At 75.5% G+C, this 13,260-nt stretch carries 13 protein-coding genes; 10 read left to right on the plus strand and 3 right to left on the minus strand.

Translation table 11 applies throughout. The annotated features are described in order from the left end of the window. Window positions 1-20 precede the first annotated feature (20 nt). Complete coding sequence (locus tag OOT42_RS18455; RefSeq protein WP_273652610.1) at window positions 21-920, minus strand: helix-turn-helix transcriptional regulator; 900 nt, start codon at window positions 918-920, stop codon at window positions 21-23. Window positions 921-1,055: 135 nt separating this feature from the next. On the opposite strand from OOT42_RS18455, the gene OOT42_RS18460 reads away from it, so the two are divergent. Together OOT42_RS18460 and OOT42_RS18465 are read left to right on the plus strand one after the other, a co-directional pair. Then, window positions 1,056-1,430 (plus strand): DUF2255 family protein, encoded by a 375-nt coding sequence (locus OOT42_RS18460; RefSeq protein ID WP_273652611.1) that lies wholly within the window; start codon window positions 1,056-1,058, stop codon window positions 1,428-1,430. A 25-nt stretch (window positions 1,431-1,455) separates the two neighbouring features. Next, window positions 1,456-1,857, plus strand: coding sequence for a pyridoxamine 5'-phosphate oxidase family protein (locus tag OOT42_RS18465; RefSeq protein ID WP_273652612.1), 402 nt, complete (start codon window positions 1,456-1,458; stop codon window positions 1,855-1,857). Between the two features lie 34 nt (window positions 1,858-1,891). Here OOT42_RS18465 and OOT42_RS18470 read toward each other — a convergent pair whose 3' ends face one another. Beyond that, a complete protein-coding gene (locus OOT42_RS18470; RefSeq protein ID WP_273652613.1) occupies window positions 1,892-3,082 on the minus strand; it encodes an amidohydrolase in 1,191 nt (396 codons plus the stop codon). 117 nt (window positions 3,083-3,199) lie between these two features. Here OOT42_RS18470 and OOT42_RS18475 point away from each other — a divergent pair, with 117 nt between their 5' ends. The 6 genes from OOT42_RS18475 (at window position 3,200) to OOT42_RS18500 (ending at window position 10,254) form a co-directional block, all read left to right on the plus strand. After that, entirely contained in the window at window positions 3,200-3,883 is a 684-nt protein-coding gene (locus tag OOT42_RS18475; protein WP_273652614.1) for an HAD-IA family hydrolase, read from the plus strand. Beyond that, a complete protein-coding gene (locus tag OOT42_RS18480; protein WP_273652615.1) occupies window positions 3,880-4,569 on the plus strand; it encodes a GNAT family N-acetyltransferase in 690 nt (229 codons plus the stop codon). Before OOT42_RS18475 ends, OOT42_RS18480 begins: the two co-directional genes overlap by 4 nt. A 54-nt stretch (window positions 4,570-4,623) precedes the next feature. After that, window positions 4,624-5,310 (plus strand): TetR/AcrR family transcriptional regulator, encoded by a 687-nt coding sequence (locus tag OOT42_RS18485; RefSeq protein ID WP_273652616.1) that lies wholly within the window; start codon window positions 4,624-4,626, stop codon window positions 5,308-5,310. Window positions 5,311-5,350: 40 nt separating this feature from the next. Next, window positions 5,351-7,936: an MMPL family transporter gene (locus OOT42_RS18490; RefSeq protein ID WP_273652617.1), complete on the plus strand. Its 2,586-nt coding sequence runs from the start codon at window positions 5,351-5,353 to the stop codon at window positions 7,934-7,936. A gap of 207 nt (window positions 7,937-8,143) precedes the next feature. Next, window positions 8,144-8,662 (plus strand): hypothetical protein, encoded by a 519-nt coding sequence (locus OOT42_RS18495; RefSeq protein WP_273652618.1) that lies wholly within the window; start codon window positions 8,144-8,146, stop codon window positions 8,660-8,662. A gap of 137 nt (window positions 8,663-8,799) precedes the next feature. Beyond that, window positions 8,800-10,254 carry a lipase maturation factor family protein gene (locus tag OOT42_RS18500; protein ID WP_273652619.1) on the plus strand — a complete coding sequence of 485 codons (1,455 nt, stop codon included), beginning with the start codon at window positions 8,800-8,802 and terminating at the stop codon, window positions 10,252-10,254. 46 nt (window positions 10,255-10,300) lie between these two features. Here the strand turns inward: OOT42_RS18500 and OOT42_RS18505 are convergent, their stop codons facing one another. Beyond that, window positions 10,301-10,924, minus strand: a complete 624-nt coding sequence (locus tag OOT42_RS18505; protein WP_273652620.1) for a transcriptional regulator — start codon at window positions 10,922-10,924, stop codon at window positions 10,301-10,303. Between the two features lie 18 nt (window positions 10,925-10,942). Between OOT42_RS18505 and OOT42_RS18510 the strand changes: the two genes are divergently transcribed. Continuing rightward, window positions 10,943-12,436: a PEP/pyruvate-binding domain-containing protein gene (locus OOT42_RS18510; RefSeq protein ID WP_273652621.1), complete on the plus strand. Its 1,494-nt coding sequence runs from the start codon at window positions 10,943-10,945 to the stop codon at window positions 12,434-12,436. Next, window positions 12,433-13,257 (plus strand): VOC family protein, encoded by an 825-nt coding sequence (locus OOT42_RS18515; RefSeq protein WP_273652622.1) that lies wholly within the window; start codon window positions 12,433-12,435, stop codon window positions 13,255-13,257. Before OOT42_RS18510 ends, OOT42_RS18515 begins: the two co-directional genes overlap by 4 nt. Window positions 13,258-13,260: the final 3 nt, after the last annotated feature.

Genomic DNA, 13,260 nt, shown 5'->3' on the forward strand with positions numbered 1-13,260 from the left:
GGGTCCTCCTGGTGGGTCGGTCAGCGCGGGTGCGACGACGCGGGCGACGTCGCGCCCGACGCGGTCGGGGTCGCGGCCCAGCTCGCGAGCAGACGCACGGCGTCGGCCGTCGGGGTGCCGGGTGCGGCGGTGTAGACGAGCAGCGTCAGGCCGGGTGCCTGCGCGATCGCGAGCGTGTCGTACAGGAGCTCGAGGTCCCCGACGACGGGGTGGTGGATGCGCTTCGTGCCGCCGCGGTGCAGGTGCACGTCGTGCCGGGCCCACAGCGCGCGGAACTCCTCCCTGCGGGTCGACAGCTCACCGACGAGGTCCTGCACGTGCCGGTCGTGCGGGTCACGGCCGGCGACGCCCCGCAGGATGCCCACGGTGTCGTGCGCGGCGCGCTCCCAGTCGACCCAGAAGTCGCGCGCGGCGGGGTCGAGGAACGCGAAGCGCGCGTGGTTCGGCGGGCGGCGGTCGTCGTGCGACGGTCCCGTGAACAGGGGGTCGTACAGCGCGCGGCCCAGCGGGTTCCACGCGAGCAGGTCGAGGTGGTCGTTGCGGACGACGGCCGGCGCGCCGGTCAGGGCGTCGAGCAGCAGGCGCACGCTCTCGGGCACGACGAGCGGCGGGCGGCGACGTGCGCGCCCGGGCCGGGTGCCCGCCGCGCGCGCCAGGTCGTGCAGGTGCAGCCGCTCGGCCTCGTCGAGCCGGAGCGCGTCGGCGAGCGACGCGAGGACCTGCTCGGACACCCCGGCGAGGTTCCCGCGCTCCAGCCGCACGTAGTAGTCGGCGGACACCCCGGCGAGCATCGCGACCTCCTCGCGGCGCAGCCCGGGGACGCGACGGTTCGACCCGAACGCCGTCAGCCCCGCCTCCTGCGGGGTGATCCTCGCCCGGCGCGACGCGAGGAAGTCGCGGATCTCGTCGCGGTTGTCCATGCCGTCGACGCTACGTCCGCCCGCCGCATCGAGGGAGGCCCTGCGGGTACCCGTCACGACAGGCACTCCCTCCCCGTCGGGGGCCATGGTGGTCTGGGGACCATGACCCGACGCGTCGTCTGGAAGGACCGCACGATGAGCAGCTGGACCGCCGACGAGCTGGCCGTGGTCGACGCGACCGACGAGCTGCGGGTCGCGTCGTACCGGCCCGACGGGACCCTGCGGCCGGGCGTGACGATCTGGGTCGTGCGCGCCGGCGACGACGTCTACATCCGCTCCGCGTACGGGCCGTCGAACGGCTGGTTCCGCCGCGCGCAAGCGTCCGGGACGGGCCGTGTGCAGGTCGGCGGGATCGAGAAGGAGGTCGCGTTCGCGACGCCCGCACCCGACGTGCACCCCGCCCTCGACGCCGCGTACCACGCGAAGTACGACCGGTACGGCGCGCGGATCGTCGGCACGGTCGTCGGCCCGTCCGTCGTCGACGTGACGCTCCGCCTCGACCCTCGGTGACGACGCCGGCGCCTAGGGTCGAGCCGTGCTCCGCCTCACCGACGCCCAGCTCGCGTTCGTCACCGAACGCCACCTCGCGACGCTGACGACGCTGCGGCCCGACGGGACGCCCCACGTCGTGCCCGTGGGCTTCACGTGGGACGCGGTCGCCGGGGTCACCCGCACGACGACCGGCCCGAGCAGCGTCAAGGCGGCGAACGTCCGCCTCGCCGGCGAGAGCGGCCGCGCCCGGGCCGCGCTCTGCCAGGTCGACGGCCGACGCTGGCTCACGCTGGAGGGCGAGATGACCGTCGTCGAGGACCCGGCCGAGGTCGCCGACGCGGTCCGGCGGTACGCCGAGCGGTACCGGCCCCCGCGGCCGGGCGTCGAGCGCGTCGTCCTCCGGCTCGCCGTCGACCGCGTGATGTCGTCGCGCGACCTCCACTGACCGGCTGACCGCCGCAGGTCGGACCGCGCTCGCGTCACACGAGGGCGACGCCGTCGCGGGCGACGACGCGGCCGCGCGACACGACGAGCGCGCGCGGCGGGACGCGGACGAGCGCGTCGGGCACGTTCTCGGCGTCGACCAGGACGAGGTCGCCGGGCGCACCGACGACGAGGTCGTGCAGGTCGCGCCCGACGAACCCCGCCGCGGACGAGGTCGCGAGCCGGACCGCGTCCGTGAGGTCGTCGTCGGTGCGCAGCCCGTGCAGGCGCGCGAACCCGAGCGCGATCCGCAGGAGGTCGCCGTCGCCGAACGGCGACCACAGGTCGCGGATGCCGTCGGTGCCGAGCCCGACGGGGATGCCGCGCTCGCGCATGCCGCGCCACGGCAGGGGTGCGGTGCCGACCGGTGCGACGGTCGCCCAGCCGATCCCGGCGTCGCGGAGCTCGTCGAGCAGGTCCTCCTGACGTGCGGCGGGGAGCTCTCCGAGCGCGAAACCGTGCGACACGGTGACCCTGCCGTGCAGGCCGGCGCGGCGCGTGCGCTCGACGATGAGCTCGACCTGGAACGCGCCGAGGTCGCCGCGGTCGTGCAGGTGCACGTCGACGCCCACTCCGCGCCGCTCGGCGATCTCGAAGAGCCCGTCGAGCTGCTGCACCGGGTCGCGGTCGATCCCGGCGGGGTCGAGACCGCCGACGTGCGTCGCACCCGCGGCGGCGGCCTCGTCGAGCAGCCGGAGCACGCCCGGGCGGCGGACCACGCCGTCCTGCGGGAAGGCCACGACCTCGACGTCGACGGCACCGCCCAGCTCCACGGCGGCCGTGCGGACGTGCTCGATCCCGCGCAGCCCGACGCCGAGGTCCACGTCGACGTGCGTGCGCGTGGCGGTCGTCCCGTGCCGGAGGAGCTCACGCAGCACGGCGGTCGTCGACGCGACGGACGGGATGCCGTACCGGTCGCGCTCGGCGCGCTCGTGCGCGATGCGGCCCTGCGTCGTCGCCTCGCCGCCGTACGACACCCACGGCTGGCCCCACCACGACTTGTCGACGTGCGCGTGCGCGTTGACGAACCCGGGCAGCGCGAGCAGCCCGCGCCCGTCCACGCGCACAGCCCTCTCAGGCACGGTCGCGGTGCCCGCCGGGACGACGGCGCTCACGCTGCCGTCGGTCACCACCACGTCGGACGGCTCGGCTCCCCAGGGACGGACGTTGCTCACGACGAGGTGCATGCGACCGACCGTAACCCGGGCGCGGCGGGCCTCCCGCCCGTCGACGGACGGCGAGCGGCGGACGCCCGGGAGGCGGACGAGCGGGCAGGACCGCGCGACGCCTGGTTCGCTGCTGGCATGTCCTCCCCGCTCACCGTGCCGTCCGACGTCTGGGTCGTCGAGTGCCGTGGCGTGCTGTTCGACGTCGACGGCACGCTCGTGGACTCGGCGGACGCGATCCGCAGCGCGTGGCGGTGGCTCGCGGAGACGATCGGGATCGCCCCGGAGCCGATCGTCGCGGCGTCGGTCGCGGCGCGTGCGCAGGACCTCGTCGACGGGTTCGTGCCGTCGGACCTGCGCGAGCGGGCGCTCGACCTCTCGCGCGAGGCCGGGCTGGCCGCCGCGGCGTCGGTCGTCGCGCTGCCCGGTGCCCGCGAGCTCGTCGCCGCGCTCCCGTCGGGCGCGTGGGGGTGCGTGACCTCGGGTCGCAGCCAGATCGTGACGACGCGGCTGCGCGCCGCGGGGCTGCCCGTGCCCGACGTGTTCGTCACGTCGGAGGACGTGACGCGCGGCAAGCCCGACCCCGAGCCGTACGTGCGCGGCGCCGCGGTGCTCGGCCTCGACCCGGCGGACTGCCTCGCGTTCGAGGACACGACCGACGGTGTCGCGTCCGCGCGCGCGGCGGGGATGCCGGTCGTCGCGGTCGTCGGGACGTTCGCCCCGGACGCGCTGGTCGACGCCGGCGCGACCGCGCTCGCGCACGACCTGCGCCGCGTCTCCGTCGAGCGCGTCGACGACGTCCTCCGGGTGGCGGCCCGATGACCCGCCGCACGCTGCCGGGCACCGGCGCGACCGCTCGCCGCACGCTGCCGGGGGCCGTACCGACGGGCCGGCGCACGCCTCCCGTGCCCGGTCGTCTCTCCCGCGGGCCGGTCACCGCGTCCGCCGGTGTGCCGACCGCGCGGCGCGTCGCGACGCTCGCGCCGTGGCAGCCGTCGGACGCCGAGGCGCTCGTCGCCGCGGTCGCGGAGAGCCCGGACCTGGTCCTGCAGCTCGGCGGGGGTGCGGTGCCGACCGTCGAGGCCGCGCGCGACCTCATCGCCACACAGCTCGTCGCGTCGCAGGACCCGACGTGGGCGTTCGCTGTGCGCGTCGACGGGCGCGCGGTCGGCCACGTGGCGCTCGCGCACGTCGAGCACGGGCACGGCACGGCGTGGGTGTCGTACTGGCTGACGGCGAGCGAGCGGGGTCGCGGGCTCGCGACGCGGGCGGTCGCGTCGGTCGCGCGGTTCGCGTTCGACGACCTCGGGCTGTTCCGGCTGGAGCTCGGCCACCGGGTGAACAACCCGGCGTCCTGCAAGGTCGCGGCGGGTGCGGGGTTCGCGGCGGAGGGCGTCGAGCGCGCGAAGCTCCGGTACGGCGACGAGCGGTTCGACGTGGAGACGCACGCGCGCCTCGCGTCCGACCCCGACCCGGGTGTGGCGCTCCTCACGCTGCACGCGGGGTGAACGAGGTCCGACTCAGATTGCACTGAGTGCAACGGTGCACTTAGTGTCGAAACCGTGACCACCGGACGACGCGCCGCGCTGCGAGAGCGGCACCACCGCGCGATCGTCGACGCCGCCGCCGCCCTCATGCGCGAGACCGGCGGCACGTCGTTCAGCGTGGACGAGCTCGCGCAGCGCGCCGACGTGTCCCGGCGCACGGTGTTCAACCACTTCGAGTCGCTCGACGAGATCGTCATCACCGTGTGCGGCGACATCCTCGGCACGGTCGTCGACAGCTTCGAGTCGCACGCCACGACCGACGCGGACGCGACGATGTTCGACGAGCTCGCGCACGCCCTGCGCGCCACCGACCTCGTCACGCCCATCGCCTACCTCACGCGCGTGCTCGGCAAGACCACCGACGACGAGCTCACCCCCCGGCACGCCGCGCTCATCGGCCGCGCGTTCACCGAGGTCAGCGGCCGCATGTCGGCCGAGCTGCTGCGCCGCCACCCCGACGCCGACGAGCTCGACGTGCGCCTGCTCGTCGGCTCGCTCATGAGCGGCGCGCTCGTCGTGCACGGCTACTGGCACCAGGCCACCGGCGGCGCGGACGACGACCGCTCACGCCAGGTCTGGGCCGACCTCGTCGAACGCCTCCTCGCCGCCGCCCGCACGGGCTACGGCGCGGCGACCGGACCGGCCGCACCCGCGGCCCGGACCGGCACCCCCACCGGCGTCCCCGCGCCGACCTCGCACTGACCACCCGGCACCGCCACCTCTGACCGGAGAGACCCCCACCATGGCTGAGCTCCTGTACCGCCTCGGGCGTGCCTCGGCGCGCCACGCGCGCGCCGTCGTCGCCGGCTGGTTCGCCGTCCTCGTCGCCGTGGGCGTCGCCTACGTCGCCTTCGGCGGCACGCTCGCGAGCGCGTTCACGATCCCCGACACCCCGACCGCCGAGGTCACCGACCAGCTCCAGCGCGAGCTCCCGTCGGCCGCGGGCGGGACGGGCACGGTCGTCGTCTCGACCGAGGACGGGTCCCCGTTCACCGACGAGCAGAAGGCCGCCATCACCGACCGGATCGAGGAGGCGCGCGACGTCGAGGGCGTCCGCGACGTCGTCGACCCCTTCGCGACGCAGGCCGACCTCGAGGCGCAGCGCCAGCAGCTCGACGACGGCCGCGCGCAGATGGAGCAGGGGCGCGCGCAGCTCGACGCGGGCCAGGAGCAGCTCGACGCCGGCCGGGCCCAGCTCGACGCCGCGCAGCAGCAGCTCGACGCGGGCCGTGCCCAGCTCGAGGCCGCCGCGCAGCAGGCCGCGGGCGCCGGTCCGGTCGCGCAGGCGCAGGTCGCGGCGCAGCAGGCCCAGCTCGACGCGCAGCAGGCGCAGCTCGACGCGCAGCTCGCCGTCGTGGCCGAGCAGCAGGCCACGATCGACGCGGGCCGCGCGGAGCTCGAGGCGCAGGAGCCGCAGCTCGAGGCCGGCTCGACGCTGCTCGACATGGCCGCCGAGATCCGCCTCGTGTCCGCCGACGGCAGCGCGGTCGTCGTGCCGGTGTCCTTCACCGAGGCGTCCATGAACCTGGCCGACGCGACGAAGGACGGCCTCGTCGGGACGTTCGACGAGCCGATCGACGGCGTGCAGGTCGACTACTCGTCCGAGATCTCCGGCGGCGTGCCCGAGCTGCTCGGCGTCGGCGAGGTCATCGGCGTCGTCGTCGCGGGCGTCGTGCTCGTCGTCATGCTCGGCACGTTCCTCGCCGCGGGCCTGCCGATCCTCCAGGCCCTGCTGGGCGTCGGCATCGGCGCGCTCGGCGCGATGTCCCTGTCGGGCGTCGTCGACATGGTGTCGGTGACCCCGATCCTCGGCGTCATGCTCGGCCTCGCCGTCGGCATCGACTACGCGCTGTTCATCGTCAACCGGCACCGCCGCCAGCTCAAGCAGGGCTACGACGTGCAGGAGTCCATCGGGCTCGCCAACGGCACGTCGGGCAACGCCGTCGTCTTCGCGGGCGCCACCGTGCTCATCGCGCTGCTCGCGCTCAACATCACCGGCATCCCGTTCCTCGGCCTCATGGGCACCGTCGGCGCGTTCTCCGTGCTCGTCGCGGTCCTCATCGCCGTGACGATGACGCCCGCGCTGCTGTCGATGATGGGCACGCGCGTCCTCAACCGCCGCGAGCGCGCCGCCTTCGCCGCCGCCGGCTCGGGCACGGGCGACGTCGTCGTGGCCGCACCGACCAAGCCCCTGCGGTCCATGACGACGTGGAAGGCCGTGCTGAGCGCACTCCTCAGCGTCGGCGCCCTCGTGATCGTCGCGCTCCCCGCGACCGAGCTGCGGCTGGGCCTGCCCGACGGCTCGTCCGAGCCGCACGACTCCACGCAGTACCGCGCCTACTCGACGATCGACGAGCGGTTCGGCGAGGGCCAGAACGGCACGCTCGTCGTCGTCGCGACGCTCCCCGAGGCGCCCGCCGAGGGACAGGAGACCGTCGAGCAGGCCCGGATCGGCTCGGCGATCTTCGAGCAGGACGACGTCGTCGCGGTCGCGCCGATCGGGTCGTCCGAGGACGGCACGACGGTCGCGTTCCAGGTCGTGCCCGCCGAGGGTCCGACGAGCGAGTCGACCGAGGAGCTCGTGCACGCGCTGCGCGACCTGTCGGTCGACGGCGTCGAGTCGATCGGCGTCGCAGGCCAGGCCAGCGGCAACATCGACGTCTCCGACACGCTCGCCGCGTCGCTGCCGACCTACCTCGCGGTCGTCGTCGGCCTGTCGCTGCTCATCCTCATCGTGGTCTTCCGGTCGATCTTCGTGCCGGTCGTCGCGACGCTCGGGTTCATCCTGTCCTTCTTCGCCGCGCTCGGCGGCGTCGTCGCGATCTACCAGTGGGGCTGGTTGTCCGGCGTCTTCGGCGTCGAGACGCCCGGCCCGGTGCTGAACTTCCTGCCCACGGTCCTCGTCGGCATCCTGTTCGGCCTCGCGATGGACTACCAGCTGTTCCTCGGGTCCGGCATGCGCGAGGCGTACGCGCACGGCGCGCCCGCGCGGATCGCGGTCGTGCAGGGCCTGCGGGCAGGGCGGGCCGTCGTCACCGCCGCCGCGATCATCATGATCTCCGTCTTCGGCGGGTTCGTGTTCTCGCACTCGGCGATGATCCGGCCCATCGGGTTCGCGCTCGCGTTCGGCGTGCTCGTCGACGCGTTCGTCGTGCGCATGGTGCTGATCCCCGCGCTCATGCACCTCGTCGGCGACAAGGCGTGGTGGATCCCGAGGTGGCTCGACCGCCTCCTGCCCGACGTCGACGTCGAGGGCGCCGCCCTGGAGCGCCGCCACCCGCACGAGCACGAGACCCACCTCGCCCCGGAGCCGTCGCCCACCCCCTGACGCCCCCGACCCGCGCCCGGTCCGTCGGCCCCCCGACGGACCGGGCGCCGCCGTCTCCCCACCCGCCGTCCCCCCGTTCGCCCGCCATACCTCGATCGCCCGAACGCAACGTTGCGCGCGCTTCGTGCGCCTCAGACGCGCCTGATGTTGCGTTCGGCGCGCGGTGTCGGAGCGCGGCGAGCGTCGGGGACCTGGTGGGATGGGCTCGTGAGCGAGTGGACCAGCCCCCAGCCGACCGGCCCGCGCGACCCGAGCGGGCCCTCGAACACCCCGTACGACCGTGTCCCGCCGCCCCTGGCACCCGGGCAGGAGGCTCCCGTCAGCGGACCCCCCACGACCGGGGCGGGCGCGTGGTGGTGGGGGCTCGGGCTGCTGCTGTGCGTGCCGATGCTGAGCAACCTGCTCGTGCTCGTCGGCGCGCTCGGGTACCGCGCCGCGGTGCGCAAGACGCTCACGCCGACGGGCCACGAGGTCGTGCGGCGCGCGATCAACTGGCACGTCAGCCAGCTCCTCTACACGGGGGTCCTGCTGGCGGTGCACGTCGTGCTGCTCATGACGTTCGCGAGCGACGAGCCCGTGCCGCTCGCGAGCCCGCTGAGCACCGCGATGGCGCTCGTCGTGCTGCTGGTGATCTACGGACTGGTGCTGTCGATCGTCTCCGCGAACCGCGCGACGCGCGGTGAGCTCACGCGCACGGTCGGCGCGATCCCGTTCGTGCGCGCCTGACCGCTGCCGGCCCGCCCGCTGCCGCCCGCCCGCTGCCCGCCCGGCCGCTGACCGGATCGGGCGCTGACCGGATCGGCGGCTGACCGGGTCGCGCCCGCACCGCCCCGCGCGCACGCTGGACGGCGGGAGTGGTGCGCGTGGAGTGGTTCGACGCCGAGGGCTACACCGTGGCGCGCGCGGCCGTGCAGCGCGGGGTCGCCGCCGTGTACGTCGTCGCGTTCGTCGCGGTCCTGCGCCAGTTCCGGCCGCTGCTCGGCGAGCACGGGCTCCTGCCGGTGCCGTCGTTCGTGGCGCGCGTGCCGTGGCGGTCGTCGCCGAGCCTGCTGCGCCGGTACTCCGACCGGCGGCTGGTCGCGCTCGGCTGGGTCGGGCTGGTCGTCGCCGTCGCGCTCGCCGCAGGGCTGCCGCAGGCCGGCCCGTGGTGGGTCCCGATGCTCGCGTTCCTCGTGCTCTGGGTGCTGTACCTGTCGGTCGTCAACGTCGGGCAGGTCTTCTACGGGTTCGGCTGGGAGTCGCTGCTGCTCGAGGCCGGGTTCCTCGTCGCGTTCCTCGGGTCCGACGACGTCGCGCCACCCGTCACCGTGCTCGCGCTGCTGTGGTGGCTGGTGTTCCGGCTGGAGCTGGGCGCGGGGCTCATCAAGTGGCGCGGCGACCCCGCGTGGCGCGACCTCACCGCGCTCTACTACCACCACGAGACGCAGCCGATGCCCGGCCCGCTCAGCCGCCTGTTCCACCTGCTCCCCCGCCCGCTGCACCGCGTCGAGGTCGCCGCGAACCACGTCGCGCAGCTCGTCGTGCCGTGGTTCCTGCTGGTCCCCGGGCGGGTCGCGGCGGTCGCGGCGGCGGTCGTCGTCGTGACGCAGCTCTGGCTCGTGCTGTCGGGCAACTTCGCGTGGCTCAACTGGCTGACGATCGTGCTCGCGCTGTCCGCGATCGACGACGCGTCGTGGGCGGCGGTGCTGCGGCCGTTCGGCGTCGACGTCGCCGGCCCCGCCCGCGCCGCGGACCCGCCGGTCGCCTTCGTCGTCGTGGTGCTCGCCGTGTCCGCGCTGTGCGTCGTGCTGTCCTGGTGGCCGCTGCGGAACCTCGTCTCGCGGCACCAGCGCATGAACGCGTCGTTCAACGTCTGGCACCTGGTCAACGCCTACGGCGCGTTCGGCACGATCACCCGGCAGCGCACCGAGGTCGCCGTCGAGGGCACGCGCGACGCCGAACCCGGCCCGGGCGCGCACTGGGAGGAGTACGGGTTCCACGGGAAGCCCGGCGACGTCCGCCGGCTGCCGCGCCAGTTCGCGCCCTACCACCTGCGGCTCGACTGGGGCATGTGGTTCCTCGCGCTCGGCTCGTCCGCGCAGCTGCGCTGGTTCGTGCCGTTCCTCGTCCGGCTCCTGGAGGCCGACCGCCCCACGCTGCGGCTCCTGCGGCACGACCCGTTCGACGGTGAGCGCCCCCGCTGGGTCCGCGCGCGCACCTACCGCTACCGGTACGCCCGTCCTGACGAGCGCCGCGCGACCGGCGCGCGCTGGGTCCGCGAGGACACGGGCGTCATGATCGACGCGCTCGACCTCGCGACGATCGCCCGCCGCCACTGACCACAGGCCCGCCCTCCACCCGCGTGGCGCGGCCGTCAGGCGGACGTCACCAGCGCGGGCGGCCCAGGGTGACGAGCAGGTCCTCGTGGAGCTGGAACCACACCGCGTGGTACGAGTCGGTCGTGTCCGTGAGGTGCTGCCGGGCACCGCGCTGCGCACGCGCCAGGGCGTCGGCCAGGCGGACGCGGTACCGGCCGAACCGCGGCAGGGCACCCGCGAGCGCGTGCAGCACCAGGGCCGCCCGACCGTCGAGGTCGACGAACGCGGCGAGCACCCGGTCGTCGTACGCCTGGTCCGCGTGGTCGTTGGGCACGGTCAGGCCGTCGACCGTCCGGACCTGCCAGGCCGAGCACAGGTCCAGCACCTCGGGGTTGAGGGCGAGGAAGTCGTCGAAGACCGACGTGACCGTGTCGCGGGCGCCCGCGGCGTCGAGCTCGGCGGCGACACGGTCGGCGTCCGCGACCCGACCGGCGTCCGTCAGCCCCCACGTGCCCGAGGGACCGCCGTCGCGCACGACGAGCCCGTCGAGCGCCAGGTCGATGAGCAGCGACTCGGTCTCGTCCTCCGGGAGACCGGCGGCGTCCGCGACGCGCGCGAGGCCCGCGTGGCCGACGCACCGCAGCGCGTGCAGGACGAGCAGGTCGGCGTCGGTCGCGGCAGGTTCCGGCACACGAGGGATGCTAGCCCCGTGACCTCGACGTTCCTCCTCGGTGCCGCCGACTCCCCCGGCGTGGACATCGTCGGGGGCAAGGGCCACGGTCTGCTGGTGTGCGCGCGGCTCGGGCTGCCCGTCCCGCCGGGGTTCGTCATCGGGACGGACGCGTGGCAGGCGTGGAGCGGCACGAGGACGGACGGCACCGCCAGGCCGGGGGCACGCCTGCCGGACGAGGTGAGCGCGGCCGTCGCGGCAGGGCTCGCGCACGTCGAGGCCGAGACCGGGCGCACGCTCGGCGGCGACCGCCCGCTCGTCGTCTCCGTCCGGTCGGGCTCCGCCGTCTCGATGCCCGGCATGCTCTCGACCGTGCTCGACGTCGGGCTGACCACGGACGCGACGGCCGCGCTGGCCGCGGAGACGGGCGACGAGCAGTTCGCCGGTGACTGCCGTCGGCGCCTCCGGGAGGGGTGGGCGACGGTCGACCGGCACGGCGCACCGCCGGACGACGCCTCCGCGCAGGTGGAGCAGGCGGTCGCGGCGGTGCTCGACTCCTGGGGTGCGCCGCGCGCCCGGACGTACCGGCTGCTGCACGGCATCCCCGACGACGCCGGGACCGCGGTCGTCGTGCAGGCGATGGTGTTCGGCAACCGTGACGCCCGCAGCGGCTCGGCCGTCGTGCAGAGCCGCGACCCGCTGACGGGAGCGCCGGGACCGGTGGGGGACGCGCTCGTGCGGCACCAGGGTGCGGACGTCGTCGACGGGACGTCCGCGGTGCGGCCGGTGACCGACCTGGCCGCCGTCGCCCCGGACGCGTGGGCCGACCTGCGCGCGGCGCTCGACGTGCTCGAACGCCGGTACCGGGACGCGGTCGAGGTCGAGGTCACCGTGGAGTCCGGCCGCCTCTGGCTGCTGCAGGTCCGTCGCGCGACCCTGAGCGGGCGGGCCGCGGTGAGGGTTGCGGTCGACCTGGTCGACGAGGGCCTGCTCGACCGCGGCGAGGCGGTGCGTCGGGTGACCGCCGCGCACCTCCGGCAGGCGCGCGTCCCGCACCTCGACCCCGCGCACCCGCACGACGTCGTGACGCGAGGGACACCCGCGAGCCCGGGGGTCGCCGCCGGTCGCGTCGCCCTGACGTCCGCTGCGGCCGTGCGTCTGGCTGTCGACGGGCCTGTGCTCCTGGTGCGACCGGAGACCTCGCCCGAGGACCTGCCCGGGTTCCGCGCGGCGGTCGGCGTGCTCACCGCGCGCGGCGGGGCGTCCAGCCACGCCGCGGTCGTCGCGCGCTCGCTGGGCCTCCCCGCCGTGGTCGGGGCGGCCGACGTGGAGGTCGACGTCGCGTGCGGGGTCGTCCGTGTCGGTCGCCGGACGGTCACGGAGGGCGACCTGCTGGCCGCCGACGGGTCGACCGGCCTCGTGGTGGCCGGGACACCGCGGGTGGTCACGGGAGGTGCCGACGACGCGCTGCGACGACTGCTGGACTGGGTGGACGAGGCGACGGCCGAGGAGCCGGCGGAGGAGGACGGATGAGCGCGTCGGTCGGTGCACGTGTCGTGTGGGCGACGATCTTCCTCGACCTGCCCGGAGACCGGTTCTCCGACGGGGTCGCGTTCTGGCAGGCGGTGACCGCGACGCACCTGTCCACGCCGCGCGGGCCGGACGGCGAGTTCGCCACGCTGCTGCCGCCCGACGGCGACGCGTTCCTGCGCGTGCAGCGGTTCGACGACGGGCCGCGGGTGCACCTCGACCTGCACGTCGACGACGTGCCCGCGGCAGCCGCCGACGCCGCCGGGCTGGGCGCGACGGAGCTGTACCGCGAGGAGCACGTCGTGCTCGCCTCGCCCGGCGGGTTCGTGTTCTGCGTCGTGCCGGACGGCGGGGAGCGTCGACGGCCCGCGCCCGTCGACGGACCGCGCGGCGGGCGGGCGCGCGTCGACCAGCTCTGCCTCGACATCCCCGCGCCGCTCGTCGAGCGCGAGCGCGCCTTCTGGTCCGCGCTGACCGGCTGGGCCGTCGCGGGCGACACGGCGCGCGAGCTCGTCCCGCTCGCCCGGCCCGACGGGATGCCCGTGCGGCTGCTGCTCCAGCGGCTCGGCGACGACGACGGCCGGACGCACGTCACCGGGCACGTCGACGTCGCCGCGGCCGGGCCGGACCGGGACGTCGTCGTCGCGGAGCACGTCGACCTCGGCGCGCGGGTCGTCGAACGCTTCGCGCGGTGGACCGTCATGCGGGACCCCGCGGGCGTCCTCTACTGCCTCACGGGCCGCTCCCCCGACACCGGCCTGGCACCCGGCGGGCTCGTGGATCCACCCGACATCGCCGCCCGACACCCCCGGCGGCGTGTGTAGCGT

The organism is Cellulomonas fimi, assembly GCF_028583725.1.
In the GTDB taxonomy this organism is placed as follows: domain Bacteria; phylum Actinomycetota; class Actinomycetes; order Actinomycetales; family Cellulomonadaceae; genus Cellulomonas; species Cellulomonas fimi_B.

Coding starts and splice junctions, on each gene's coding strand:
- OOT42_RS18480 (WP_273652615.1), top strand. CDS start 3,880: ATGACCCGCCGCACGCTGCCGGGCACCGGCGCGACCGCTCGCCGCACG.
- OOT42_RS18515 (WP_273652622.1), top strand. CDS start 12,433: ATGAGCGCGTCGGTCGGTGCACGTGTCGTGTGGGCGACGATCTTCCTC.
- OOT42_RS18460 (WP_273652611.1), top strand. CDS start 1,056: ATGAGCAGCTGGACCGCCGACGAGCTGGCCGTGGTCGACGCGACCGAC.
- OOT42_RS18455 (WP_273652610.1), bottom strand. CDS start 920: ATGGACAACCGCGACGAGATCCGCGACTTCCTCGCGTCGCGCCGGGCG.
- OOT42_RS18475 (WP_273652614.1), top strand. CDS start 3,200: ATGTCCTCCCCGCTCACCGTGCCGTCCGACGTCTGGGTCGTCGAGTGC.
- OOT42_RS18490 (WP_273652617.1), top strand. CDS start 5,351: ATGGCTGAGCTCCTGTACCGCCTCGGGCGTGCCTCGGCGCGCCACGCG.
- OOT42_RS18470 (WP_273652613.1), bottom strand. CDS start 3,082: ATGCACCTCGTCGTGAGCAACGTCCGTCCCTGGGGAGCCGAGCCGTCC.